This window comes from Micromonospora rubida (assembly GCF_009908295.1).
Lineage (GTDB): Bacteria > Actinomycetota > Actinomycetes > Mycobacteriales > Micromonosporaceae > Micromonospora > Micromonospora rubida.
On record NZ_JAAALO010000004.1, the window covers coordinates 224,809 to 236,885 of the forward strand.

The 12,077-nt window shown below is 70.8% G+C and carries 11 protein-coding genes; 3 read left to right on the top strand and 8 right to left on the bottom strand.

Features of this window, described 5'->3' with window-relative positions; genetic code table 11:
* Window positions 1-387: 387 nt before the first annotated feature.
* The 8 genes from GVV04_RS15365 to rpmH all read right to left on the bottom strand — a co-directional run bounded on the left by GVV04_RS15365 (window position 388) and on the right by rpmH (window position 6,716).
* Window positions 388-1,464 carry a ParB/RepB/Spo0J family partition protein gene (locus GVV04_RS15365; RefSeq protein WP_161688726.1) on the bottom strand — a complete coding sequence of 359 codons (1,077 nt, stop codon included), beginning with the start codon at window positions 1,462-1,464 and terminating at the stop codon, window positions 388-390.
* Between the two features lie 27 nt (window positions 1,465-1,491).
* A complete protein-coding gene (locus GVV04_RS34380; protein ID WP_328822408.1) occupies window positions 1,492-2,847 on the bottom strand; it encodes a ParA family protein in 1,356 nt (451 codons plus the stop codon).
* A 265-nt stretch (window positions 2,848-3,112) separates the two neighbouring features.
* Window positions 3,113-4,033 (bottom strand): 16S rRNA (guanine(527)-N(7))-methyltransferase RsmG, encoded by a 921-nt coding sequence (rsmG, locus tag GVV04_RS15375; protein ID WP_407938804.1) that lies wholly within the window; start codon window positions 4,031-4,033, stop codon window positions 3,113-3,115.
* A 4-nt stretch (window positions 4,034-4,037) separates the two neighbouring features.
* Window positions 4,038-4,622, bottom strand: a complete 585-nt coding sequence (locus GVV04_RS15380) for a Jag family protein (RefSeq protein WP_161688727.1) — start codon at window positions 4,620-4,622, stop codon at window positions 4,038-4,040.
* Window positions 4,623-4,842: 220 nt separating this feature from the next.
* Entirely contained in the window at window positions 4,843-5,838 is a 996-nt protein-coding gene (yidC, locus tag GVV04_RS15385) for a membrane protein insertase YidC (RefSeq protein WP_161688728.1), read from the bottom strand.
* A gap of 3 nt (window positions 5,839-5,841) precedes the next feature.
* The gene (gene yidD / locus GVV04_RS15390; RefSeq protein ID WP_161688729.1) at window positions 5,842-6,129 is read right to left on the bottom strand and encodes a membrane protein insertion efficiency factor YidD; all 288 of its coding nucleotides are present in this window, start codon (window positions 6,127-6,129) and stop codon (window positions 5,842-5,844) included.
* Window positions 6,126-6,542, bottom strand: coding sequence for a ribonuclease P protein component (rnpA, locus tag GVV04_RS15395; RefSeq protein WP_161688730.1), 417 nt, complete (start codon window positions 6,540-6,542; stop codon window positions 6,126-6,128). Before rnpA ends, yidD begins: the two co-directional genes overlap by 4 nt.
* A gap of 36 nt (window positions 6,543-6,578) precedes the next feature.
* Window positions 6,579-6,716, bottom strand: a complete 138-nt coding sequence (gene rpmH / locus GVV04_RS15400) for a 50S ribosomal protein L34 (RefSeq protein WP_088959667.1) — start codon at window positions 6,714-6,716, stop codon at window positions 6,579-6,581.
* A 586-nt stretch (window positions 6,717-7,302) separates the two neighbouring features.
* Between rpmH and dnaA the strand changes: the two genes are divergently transcribed.
* The 3 genes from dnaA to gnd all read left to right on the top strand — a co-directional run bounded on the left by dnaA (window position 7,303) and on the right by gnd (window position 12,074).
* On the top strand, window positions 7,303-9,168 hold the full coding sequence (dnaA, locus tag GVV04_RS15405) for a chromosomal replication initiator protein DnaA (RefSeq protein ID WP_161688731.1): 1,866 nt from the start codon (window positions 7,303-7,305) through the stop codon (window positions 9,166-9,168).
* Between the two features lie 858 nt (window positions 9,169-10,026).
* Window positions 10,027-11,160 carry a DNA polymerase III subunit beta gene (dnaN, locus tag GVV04_RS15410; protein ID WP_161688732.1) on the top strand — a complete coding sequence of 378 codons (1,134 nt, stop codon included), beginning with the start codon at window positions 10,027-10,029 and terminating at the stop codon, window positions 11,158-11,160.
* Window positions 11,161-11,201: 41 nt separating this feature from the next.
* A complete protein-coding gene (gene gnd, locus GVV04_RS15415; RefSeq protein WP_161688733.1) occupies window positions 11,202-12,074 on the top strand; it encodes a phosphogluconate dehydrogenase (NAD(+)-dependent, decarboxylating) in 873 nt (290 codons plus the stop codon).
* The last annotated feature ends 3 nt before the right edge of the window (window positions 12,075-12,077 follow it).

A 12,077-nucleotide genomic window follows, 5' to 3' on the forward strand; every position in this document is an offset into this window, starting at 1 on the left:
AGGCGCTTGATCGAGCCCAGCCACCCCCAGGGCCGTTCACACCGGCCATGCCCGCAGAAGTCCGCACAGCGGGCCGGGCCGCCGTCCGCGTTCGGGATCCCGTGCCGCCCGGTTCGCCGGCCACAGGCCCCGCCATCGCGAAACTCAGCCGCGCCACACGCGCCGGCCTCTCCCCGCATATCCACGCGCTCGCCCCAGGCGACGCCGAGCGCCCCGGGCGGGGGCAGGCTTCGAGTCGACCCGCAGCGCGCCTGTTCGTAGCCGGCCTGCTGCGACGGTTTGCCGGCCTGGGGTTGCGGCCGGCAGTTTCCGTACCGGCGGAGGGGCCGGAAGACGGTTCGGCCGCGTCGCCCTGCACGGACGGCGCGGCCTGGATCCGATTCGGGATCAGTCCTCGGCTTCCTCCTGGCCGACCCCGATGATGCCGACGATCCTTTCAAGGTCGTCGACCGTGGCGAACTCGATCGTGATCTTGCCCTTGCTGCGGCCGATGTCCACCTTCACGCGGGTGTCGAACCGGTCGGAGAGCCGGTCCGCGAGATCGGTCAGGGCGGGAGCGTGCGGCTTGGTCCGTCGCTTCGCGGTGGGGCTCTTGGCCGGACCGTCCGCCAACGCGAGCGCGACGATCTCTTCGGTTGCCCGGACGGACAGCCCTTCGGCGACGATGCGCAGCGCCAACTGCTCCTGGGCCTCCGCCTCGTCCAGACTCAGCAGCGCGCGGGCGTGACCGGCGGAAAGCACCCCGGCGGCGACCCGCCGCTGCACCGGGGCGGGCAGGTTCAGCAGCCGGATGGTGTTGGAGATCTGCGGTCGGCTGCGGCCGATCCGCCGGGCCAGCTCCTCGTGGGTCGCGCCGAACTCTTCCAGCAGCTGCTGGTAGGCGGCGGCCTCCTCCAGGGGGTTGAGGTTGGCCCGGTGGATGTTCTCCAGCAGCGCGTCCCGGAGCATGGCGTCGTCGCGGGTGTCCCGAATGATTGCCGGGATGTTCTCCCGACCTACCGCCTGCGCGGCTCGCCACCGGCGCTCGCCCATGACGAGTTCGTACTTCTCGCCGTCCAGCGCCCGTACCACGATCGGCTGGAGGAAACCGACCTCCTGGATCGAGGTCTTCAGTTCCTCCAGCGCCTCCTCGTCGAAGACCTGGCGGGGCTGTTTCGGGTTGGGCATGATCGCGTCGACCGGGATCTCGGCGAACCGGGCGCCCGGCACTGGGCTCAGCTGAAGCTCGGGCTCCGTCGACTCCGGCTCCGTCGGTTCGGACTCGGTCGCCGCCGACCCGGTCGCCACCGGCTCCGGCACCGCCATCGGTTCGGTCGCCGCGGACGAGACGATCGCTGGCGGAACCTGGGCGGCGCGTTCACCGCCCTCAGGCGTCGCCGTCATCGTTCCGGCGGGCTGGACCGGACCGGTGGGGATCAGGGCACCGAGCCCTCGCCCCAGACCGCCCCGAGGACGGTTCTTCATACGACGCCTCCCAGCGACTCATCCGCACTACGCATTCCGGCTCACCGGCTCCTTGACCCCACGCTCGGCGATTTCCTGGGCGGCCTCGAAGTAGCTCGTTGCCCCCCGCGAACCGGGATCGTAGGTCACCACCGACTGGCCGTAGCTCGGAGCCTCCGAGACGCGGACGTTCCGGGGGATGACCGCCTGGAGCACCTTGTCGCCGAAGTGGTTCCGGACATCCTGCTCCACCGCGTCGGCCAGCCGGGTACGCCGGTCGTACATGGTGAGCAGGATGGTGGAGACCTCCAGCCTCGGGTTGAGGTGCTGACGGACCAGGTTGATGTTGTTGATCAGCTGGTTGAGCCCTTCCAGCGCGTAGTACTCGCACTGGATCGGGATCAGCACCTCTTGCGCGGCCACCAGCGCGTTGACGGTGAGCAGGCCGAGCGACGGCGGGCAGTCGATGAAGATGTAGTCGAAGTGGCCGGGGTAGGCGGCGATTGCCCGGACCAGGCGAGACTCCCGGGCAACCACCGACACCAACTCGATCTCGGCGCCGGCCAGGTCGATCGTGGCCGGCACGCACCACAGATTGGGGATGCCCTCGACGCCCTGGGCCACCTCCTCCAGCGGCACGCTGTTGATCAGGCAGTCGTAGACGTCCGGGATCCCCGTATGGTGCGGGACGTTGAGCCCGGTCGACGCGTTGCCCTGCGGGTCGAGGTCGACCACGAGGACCCGGTTTCCGTGCAGGGCGAGCGCCACCGCCAGGTTCACCGTGGTCGTGGTCTTACCCACGCCGCCCTTCTGGTTGGCGACGCACATCACCCTGGTCCGCTCGGGGCGGGGCATGGTGACCTCGCCACTCGGATTAAGGATCTGCACGGCGCGCATAGCCTCCATAGCCAACGGTGGGTCATCCTCTTCGCGCGTCGGGGTTTCACGTGAAACGTACGCGGCATCCGCCGGATCGGCCCCGTAGGCCCCGGCCGGCGGTGCCGGCGTGTCGACAGGAACAGCGACTCCGGAGGCCGCATCGGGCACCGCTCGAGGTGCGGGTTGTCGGGGAACGGCGACCACCGCCGAGGGTGTCGGCTCGAACCGGACGGGCGCGGCGGTATCGCGCTGTTCCGCAGCGGCGCGCTCGGCGGCCAGGCCATCATCGAGGCGGGTCGCGCCGTAGACCGTGCCGGCTCTTCCCGCGGAACGCGACGCGTCATCCGGGCCGTTCGGCGCTTCGCGGTGAACCGCCCGGTCGCGGTCGGCGGGCAGCGAGTCCGCGCCCGGGGCCTCGGCTACCCGGTCGCGCTGGTCGGTTTCACGTGAAACGGGGTCGGCCGCGGAGTGTCCTCCGCGGCCGGTCGTCACCCGTGGATCGTCGTACCTGCCGTCGTCATGCACCTGTCATCCCTGCCCGCTCCGGATGGTCGGTCCGCACCCCGTCGTCTTGGTCACGCTCGTCGCACCACGGAGCGTACGGCCCGGCGGAAGCGGCCGGGGTCCCCTGGGGCGCGGATGCCGCCCGCTCCACACTATCGGCGCGCGGCCAGCCTACGGCGGACAGGCGTGGCGGGTCCACGTCGGGTTCTCAGACCTCCGCGCACCCGCATCACTATCAACGACGCGGCCTGCGGTGGGAAGCCGGCGGGACTGGGGAGAAGTCGGATCAGCGACCCCGACGCCGCCCACCGCGCGTCCGCTTCGACGCGGACTTGACCCGCGGCGGGTTCACGACCCGCTCCCGGACGATCTCTACCACCGTCGCGGGCGGCTCGATCACCCCGACCCCGCAGTGGTGCACCTTGGGCTCGCCCCCGCCCAGCTTGGCAACCGCCTCGGCGTGCTCGGCGATCTCTTCGCCGGCGGACGATCCCTTCATCGCCAACAGGCGCCCGCCCGGTACCACCAGCGGTAGGCACCAGGCGGAAAGCCGGTCGAGGGGGGCCACCGCTCGCGCGGTGACGATCTCCGCACTGAACGGCCCGACACCGGTGGACCCGGTCGCCGCCTCATCGGCCCGGCCCCGGAACACCCGGACCATCTTCGTCAGACTCAACCGCTCCACGACCTCGACGAGGAACGAGGTACGCCGGGCCAGCGGCTCGACCAGCGTCACGGTCAGGTCGGGGCGCGCGATCGCGAGCACCAGGCCGGGTAGGCCCGCGCCGGAACCGACGTCCAGCACCGACGCGCCCTCCGGGATGCGCTCCGCCAACGCGGCGCAGTTCAGCAGGTGCCGCTCCCAGATCCGTGGTGCCTCGCGCGGCCCGATCAGGCCCCGGAGCACCCCGTCGGTGGCGAGCACCTCCGCGTACGCGGCGGCGAGGTCGAGCCGCTCGCCGAAGAGGGAACGGGCCGCCTCGGCCAACTCCGGCGGCAGCACCGCTACGGCCGGATCCGGCCTGTCGTTGAGGTCCAGCCCATCGGCGAATTCGGGCTCAACGGCCGGGCCCGACCCTTCGGTAAGCTCCGGCCCGACGGCCGGGTCCGACTCGTCAACGAGTCGCCGGGACCCGACAGGCGACGGCCCGGGCGGCGTGCCACCCGGGCCGGTCACGGCGTCCGCCGTGGTGTCGTCGTGGTTCACCCGGTCAGTCCGCCGGCCGGACGATGATGCGGCGGCTCGGCTCGACGCCCTCGGACTCGCTCTCCACCCCGCTCATCGCGTTGACGACGTCGTGGACGCACTTGCGCTCGAACGCGGACATCGGCTCCAGCCGCACCGGCTCGCCGTACTCCTTGACCTTCTCCACCGCGTTCTTGGCGACGGCGGCGAGTTCCTTTCGGCGGTTGGCCCGGTAGCCACCGACGTCGAGCAGCAGCCGGCTCGGGGTGCCGGTCTGCCGGAACACCGCCAGCCGGGTCAGCTCCTGGAGCGCCTCCAGGGTGGCGCCACGCTGACCGACCAGGTTCTGCAGCCCGTCGCCGACCACCTCGACGACCGGGCGGCCACCGGACACCAGCTCGTCGATGTCGCCGTCGTAGTCGAGGACGTCGAGCAGCCCCTCGACGTAGTCGGCCGCGATCTCGCTCTGCCGGAACAGCTCGCTCTCGGCCGGCGCCTTCTTCTCCCGCGCGCCCGAGCTGGCCTCGACCTCGGTGTCGTCGGTGGCCTCGATCGGCGCGCTCTCCTCGTCCACGGACTGGTCAGCGCTGGGGATGCTGGTCTCGGTCACGGTCTCATCTCCGTACTCGCTCGGCCGGACCGTCGGGTCCGCTGGTTTCCCGGGCCCAGCGGGAGATCGCCGGTGCCCTGGGCACGTCTGCACGGGCCAGTCTCGCCCGTCTCCGCGCGGGGGCGCGGTGGTTCCGGCCCGGCGCCTGCCCTGCGGGGGCGGCTGCCAGGGGGCCGGGTCCGTCCGTCGCCGGCCGGGCCGGCGACGGACGGCGGGAGGGTCAGCCCTGACGCTTGGCCGGGCCGCTCTTCTTCGGGTTGACCGGCTTGGCGCCCGGCTTGGGGCCGGCGACCTTCGGGGCGGACGGGGCCTGCTTGACCGGGGACGGGGCGGCCTTGCGGCCGAGCAGCCCGCCGGTCTTCTTGGCCGGCTGGACCGGCCCGCGGGACGCGGCGGCACCGGTGCGGCCCGGGGTGGGCGGCGGCGGGTACTTGCGCAGCACCCACTGCTGCTGGCCGAGGGTGAACATGTTGTTGGTGACCCAGTAGATGATCACACCGATCGGGAAGATCGCACCCGAGACGAGCAGCGACAGCGGGATGCCGTAGAGCATCAGGCGCTGAATCATCCGCTGCTGCGGGTCCTCCGCCCAGCCGGTCTTGAGGATCATCTGGCGGCTGGTGAGGTAGGTGGTGCCCATCATCATCAGGACCAGGACGCCGGCGATCACCTTCACGGTGGTGCCGTTGGCGCCGAGGCGGGCCAGTTCGTCGGCGGTCGAGCCGAACTTACCGGCGATCGGGGCGGTGAAGATCTTGGCGCTGGAGGCGCTGTTGAACTGGTCGACGGTCCAGCCGTAGATGGTCTTGTATTTTTCTTCCTTCCCCGGGTCGAGGCGGCGCAGCACGTGGAAGAGACCGAGGAAGACGGGGATCTGGAGGAACATCGGAAGGCAGCCCATGAGCGGGTTGGCCTTTTCCTTCCGGTAGAGCTCCATCATCTCTTTCTGGAGCGTCTCCCGGTCACCCTTGTGCTTCTCCTGGAGCTCCTTCACCTTGGGCTGGAGCGCCTGCATGGCCCGCTGGGACTTGATCTGCTTGACGAAGACCGGGAACAGGATCACCCGGACGGTGACCACCAGGAAGACGATGGCCAGGATCCAGGACCAGTTCGTCCCGAGCGCAGCGCCGACCGGCACCCCAATGGCATCCCAGGCCGAGTGCCAGGTCAGCAGGATCCACGAGATCGCGTAGTAGATCCAGTCCAGACTGAACAATTCTCAGGCTCCAGTCACATCGGCACGGGGGCGACCGCCCGGCTCGGGCACCGGGTCGTATCCACCTGGGTGAAAGGGGTGGCAGCGCGACAACCGCCGGACCGTCAGGCCGACTCCCCGGAGCGCACCGTGCCGGGACACCGCCTCAAGGGCGTACGCACTGCACGACGGGTAGAACCGACAGCGGGCCGGCAGAGCCGGGCTTATCCAACGACGGTACGCGACGATGGGCCAGGTCAGCACCCGGGCACCCGGGCTCAGCGGCCGTGACGCGCCGCAATCGCTGCTCATCGGGACCGCCGCCCCCGGGGTGTGCGGGCGGCGGCGAGCGCCCCGTCGAGGTCGGCCCCGAGCCGGGCGTACGACGCCTCGGCGGCAGCCGGCAGCGCGCGTACCACCAGGATGCTGCCGGCCGGCAGGGCTTCCAGCCGCTCGCGGACCAGATGCCGCAGCCGACGCCGAACCGTGTTACGGACCACGGCGGGGCCGACGGCCTTGGACACGACGAAGCCGGCGCGGGTCGATACGGAGGTTTCCTCCGCACCGGGGGTCCGCGCCGGCTTCGGCGAGGTGTCGGTCGTGGGGTCGGGTGTGGCGGGCAGTGTCAGGTGAACGACGAGCACGCCTCGGCTGGCTCGACGGCCAGCCCGGACCGCTGCGGCGAAGTCGCTGCTGCGCCGCAGTCGTTGCGCGGCCGCCAGCACGACTGCCCACGTCCCCCGGACCGGACCCGGTCGGCCTCAGGCCGACAGGCGGGTGCGGCCCTTGGAGCGACGGGTCGAGAGGATGGCGCGACCGGCCCGGGTGCGCATGCGCAGCCGGAAGCCGTGGGTCTTCGCGCGCCGGCGGTTGTTCGGCTGGTAGGTGCGCTTGCTCACGTCAGGCTCTCCGTTTTCATACGCCCCGGGCGTAGGACCGCAGGGGTCGTGTGGTGGTCCAGGCCACCCTCGGCGGTGGCCCCGATCGGTGCTGCCCGGGGCGTGGGACCCCGACCATGCGGGGAAGACGACCGCGGACAGCAAGCACGCACCACCCTAGCAGAGGGCGGCAGAGCAGCCGCTCCAGCCTACGCAGGGGGACAATGACCGTCAAACACCCCGTACGACGGCCGCGCCGGGCCACGAGCGCGACCGAAGCGGTGGTTTTCACTGATGCCGACAAGGGTGCCACGCGGCGACGGTTGATGGCCCCCGCCCCCCGCTGTTAGCGTGCGCGTTTGCGGTCGGCGTCGGCAGCCGATTGGCGTCGGCAGGCAAGACCGGACAAGGTAGTGAATCGTTCGGCACGGTGAAACCCGCTTCAGCGCCCGCCCAGACAGGGGGCAGGTCCGACCCGCGTTTGGCGGGAGGCCACAATCGGTCGGTACACACAGGCTGTGGATAACTTGTGGATAACGACGACCGGTCAGCCGTTCGGGCTGGACCAGCGGCGGTCGGGAGCAGAGGCGAGGGGGGTGGCACGACGGTGGCCGGTACGACCGACCTTGCCGCGGTGTGGACGGCTACCACGGACGAGCTCGCCGATGAGATCATCTCCGCGCAGCAACGCGCGTACCTGCGGCTCACCCGCCTCCGCGCGATCGTGGAGGACACCGCACTGCTCTCCGTCCCGGACGCGTTCACCCGCGACGTGATCGAGTCCCGGCTGCGGCCCGCCATCACCGAGGCGCTGACCCGGCGACTCGGCCGGCCGATCCAGGTGGCCGTCACCGTTCGGGTGGCCGAGGACGCGGCCGGACGCCCGGCCGGCACGGTCTACCGCAGCGTCCCCGACGCCGACGGGCCGCCCGGCTTCGACGGGCCCTCCGGTTTCGACGCCCCGCCCGGCTTCGACGCCCGCGGCTACGACGGGCCGGGAGCGGACCAGCACGAGCCGGAGCCCGGCTTCCCCGCCCCCGGGTACCCGGACCGGGGCGAGCAGGCCCACGTCGACCACGGCCGGCCGGCCGGTTCCGGGCGCGAGGACGCCGGCTATCCGGAGCGTGGCACGTCGGAACACCCGTCGGCGGATGACGCCCCCGCGCGCTCCGACGGCCACCGGCCGGGGCAGGTGCCGGCCAGCCGGGACGCCCAGGAGCCGCTGTTCAGCGCCGCCTTCGCCGAACCGCCTCCGCCGGGCCGACGCGGCTACGAGGGGCGCGCCGACAGCCGGTCCTACGAGCCCCGGTACCGCGACGCCGGGCCGGCGACCGGCCCTCGGCTGCCCCGCGACGGCGGGACGGACAGCGGTCCGGGGCGCAGTGGCCCGGACCATCGGTCCGGCGGCCGGGACGACCGGCGCCCCGGCGGTGCGGAGTCCGGCGGGAACCGCCTCAACCCGAAGTACATGTTCGAGACGTTCGTCATCGGCTCGTCCAACCGGTTCGCCCACGCCGCCTCGGTCGCGGTGGCCGAGTCGCCCGCGAAGGCGTACAACCCGCTGTTCATCTACGGCAGCTCCGGGCTGGGCAAGACCCACCTGCTGCACGCCATCGGCCACTACGCCACGACGCTGGGCAACGCCCGCTCGGTCCGGTACGTCTCGACCGAGGAATTCACCAATGACTTCATCAACTCGCTGCGGGACGACAAGACCAGCGCGTTCCAGCGCCGCTACCGCGACGTCGACATCCTGCTGATCGACGACATCCAGTTCCTGGAGAACCGCGAGCGGACCCAGGAGGAGTTCTTCCACACCTTCAACACCCTGCACAACGCCAACAAGCAGATCGTGATCACCTCGGACCGGTCGCCGAAGCAGCTCGCCACGCTGGAGGACCGGCTGCGGACCCGGTTCGAGTGGGGGCTGCTGGCCGACATCCAGCCGCCGGACCTGGAGACCCGGATCGCGATCCTGCAGAAGAAGGCGGCCCAGGAGCGGCTGTACGCCCCGCCGGACGTGCTGGAGTTCATCGCCTCGCGGGTGTCGAACTCGATCCGGGAGTTGGAGGGGGCGCTGATCCGGGTCACCGCGTTCGCCAGCCTCACCCGGTCGACCGTGGAGCTGTCGCTGGCCGAGGAGGTGCTGCGGGACTTCATCCCCGACGGCGCCGGCCCCGAGATCACCGCCGACCAGATCATGGTCTCCACCGCCGACTACTTCGGGGTCAGCCTGGAGGACCTGCGGGGGCACTCCCGGTCCCGGGTGCTGGTCAACGCCCGCCAGGTGGCCATGTACCTGTGCCGTGAGCTGACCGACCTGTCGCTGCCCCGGATCGGGCAGGCCTTCGGCGGGCGGGACCACACCACCGTCATGCACGCCGACCGGAAGATCCGTCAGCAGATGGCGGAGCGCCGCTCGCTCTACAACCAGATCGCCGAGCTGACCAACCGGATCAAGCAGACCACCTGAGCCGTACGCCCGCCGCCTACCCGCAGCGCGAGAACCCGACGCCCGGCCGGATTCGGCCGGGCGTCCGCGCGTTCCGAGGAGGGTGACCCCGGACACATCCCGCCCGCCGATCCGTCGTCCACAGGCTGTCCCGGGGGGTCGGGTTTGACCCTCGACCGGGTCGAGCCCGCAGGATCGGGCCGGTTTCCGTCCACCGCCGCTGCTCGTTGTCCACATCCGCCGCCAGTTATCCACAGCCGGTTATCCACCGTCGGTGGATAACTACGGTCCGTCTACCGCCAGTTACCCACAGGCTGTGGATAAACCCTGGGGATGAGCCTGTGGACGGCTGTGGACAGAGCAGGCGTTGTCCACGGATCCGAGGGGTCCTGTGGATTTCCTGTTGAAGGTTCTGGGGACAACGGAGCCCCGGGCGGGTCCGCTTGTCCACAGGTCTGGGGAGAAAGTCGGTGGATAACCGGTGGATAACCAGTGGACGGCGGTGGACAACTCGGCCGGTCCGGGGAGCCTGTGGACAACGGGGGCGGTTGTACCCGTGGTTCTCCACAGGCAATCCACCGGTGGATAACCTGTCTGGCCTGCGCAGACTCCGGTTTTCCACAGTTTCCACAGGTGCGATGAAGACGATGAGTTTCTTCTTCTAAGAGAACAAAAACCAATCATCACCGTTGGGCTTCCTGTGGATCGGGTTCGGAACGGCCGGGGACAGTCAGCCCGGCACCGACGCGATCCGCGGGGTCGGGCGCACAGCCGATGCCCCCGCGCCCTAAGGTGCGATGGGTACCCGCACGGTCGGGCGGGACGGTAGGCAGCGGTCGGCATGAGAGAGTTGTTGCTGACGTCGACGCGGAGGCATTGATGAAGTTCCGAGTGGAGCGCGACGCGCTCGCCGAGGCCGTGGCGTGGACCGCGAAGAGCCTGCCCAGCAGGCCTTCCGTGCCGGTGCTGGCCGGCGTGATGCTGAGGGTGACCGACGGCAACCTGCAGGTCTCCGGTTTCGACTACGAGGTCTCCAGCCAGGTGACCGTCGAGGTGCACGGCGACGCCGACGGTGCCGCGCTGGTCTCCGGGCGGCTGCTGGCCGAGATCACCAAGGCGCTTCCGGCCAAGCCGGTCGACATCGCCGCGGTCGGCGCGCATCTGGAGCTGGTCTGCGGCAGTGCCCGGTTTACCCTGCCCACCATGCCGGTGGAGGACTACCCCGCCCTGCCGGAGATGCCGGAGAGCGCCGGCACCGTCGACGCCGCAGCGTTCGCCGCAGCCGTCGCCCAGGTCGCCGTGGCCGCCGGCCGGGACGAGACCCTGCCGATGATGACCGGCGTCCGGATCGAGCTCTCCGGTGGCAACCTGGCCATGCTCGCCACCGACCGGTACCGTCTCGCCCTGCGCGAGATGGAGTGGAACCCGGACGACCCCGAGGTGAGCATCAACGCCCTCGTGCCGGCCCGGACCCTGCACGACACCGCCAAGGCCCTCGGCCCGCTCGGCGGCCAGGTGACCATGGCGCTCTCCCAGGGCGCAGCCGGCGAGGGCATGATCGGTTTCTCCGGCGGCACCCGACGCACCACCAGCCGGCTGCTCGACGGCGCGAACTACCCGCCGGTCCGCTCGCTGTTCCCGAGCAGCCACAACGCCGAGGCCAGGGTGGCGGTGAGCACCCTGATCGAGGTCGTGAAGCGGGTCGCCCTGGTCGCCGAGCGCACCACCCCGGTGCTGCTCAGCTTCAGCTCCGACGGGCTCGTCGTCGAGGCCGGCGGCACCGAGGAGGCCCGGGCCAGCGAGGCCATGGACGCCACCTTCACCGGTGAGGCGCTGACCATCGGCTTCAACCCGCAGTACCTGATCGACGGCCTGAACAACCTGGGCGCCCAGTTCGCGCTGCTCACGTTCGTCGACGCGTTCAAGCCGGCGGTGATTTCCCCCGCAGGCGAGGACGGTGAGGTCGTCTCGGGATACCGGTACCTGATCATGCCGATCCGCGTCTCCCGCTGATCGCACATTCCTTGATCCAGACGCAGCGGAGGTAGAAACAGATGCAGCTCGGCCTGGTAGGACTCGGCCGGATGGGCGGCAACATGCGTGAGCGGTTGCGCGCTGCCGGGCACGAGGTGGTCGGCTACGACCGCAACGCGGAGCTGAGCGACGCCGCGAGCCTGGCCGAGCTGGTCGACAAGCTCGACGCGCCCCGCGCCGTCTGGGTGATGGTCCCGGCCGGCGTCACCGACACGACCATCGACGACCTCGCCGGCGTGCTCGGTGCGGGCGACATCATCATCGACGGCGGCAACTCCCGGTTCAGCGACGACGCGCCCCGCGCCGAGCGTCTCGCCGAGCAGGGCATCGGCTACCTCGACGTCGGCGTCTCCGGCGGCGTCTGGGGCAAGCAGAACGGGTACGGCCTGATGGTCGGCGGCGCGCAGGAGCACGTCGACCGCCTGCTGCCGATCTTCGAGGCGCTCAAGCCGGCCGGGGAGTTCGGCTTCGTGCACGCCGGCCCGGTCGGTGCCGGCCACTACGCCAAGATGGTGCACAACGGCATCGAGTACGGCCTGATGCACGCCTACGCCGAGGGCTACGAGCTGCTCGCCAAGTCGGAGATCGTGACCAACGTGCCGGGCGTTTTCAAGTCCTGGCGCGAGGGCACCGTCGTCCGTTCCTGGCTGCTCGACCTGCTCGACCGGGCCCTCGACGAGGACCCGGAGCTGGCCGAGCTGAGCGGCTACACCGAGGACACGGGCGAGGGTCGGTGGACGGTCGACGAGGCAGTCCGGCTGGCCGTGCCGCTGAACGTCATCACCGCGTCGCTGTTCGCCCGGTTCGCCTCCCGGCAGGACGACTCGCCCGCGATGAAGGCCGTCGCCGCGCTGCGCCAGCAGTTCGGCGGCCACGCCGTCCACAAGCGCTGAGCG

Excerpts from the sequence above, each read along its gene's own strand:
- GVV04_RS15365 (WP_161688726.1), bottom strand. The coding sequence starts at position 1,464 with ATGAAGAACCGTCCTCGGGGCGGTCTGGGGCGAGGGCTCGGTGCCCTG.
- yidD (WP_161688729.1), bottom strand. The coding sequence starts at position 6,129 with ATGAGCAGCGATTGCGGCGCGTCACGGCCGCTGAGCCCGGGTGCCCGG.
- dnaN (WP_161688732.1), top strand. The coding sequence starts at position 10,027 with ATGAAGTTCCGAGTGGAGCGCGACGCGCTCGCCGAGGCCGTGGCGTGG.
- gnd (WP_161688733.1), top strand. The coding sequence starts at position 11,202 with ATGCAGCTCGGCCTGGTAGGACTCGGCCGGATGGGCGGCAACATGCGT.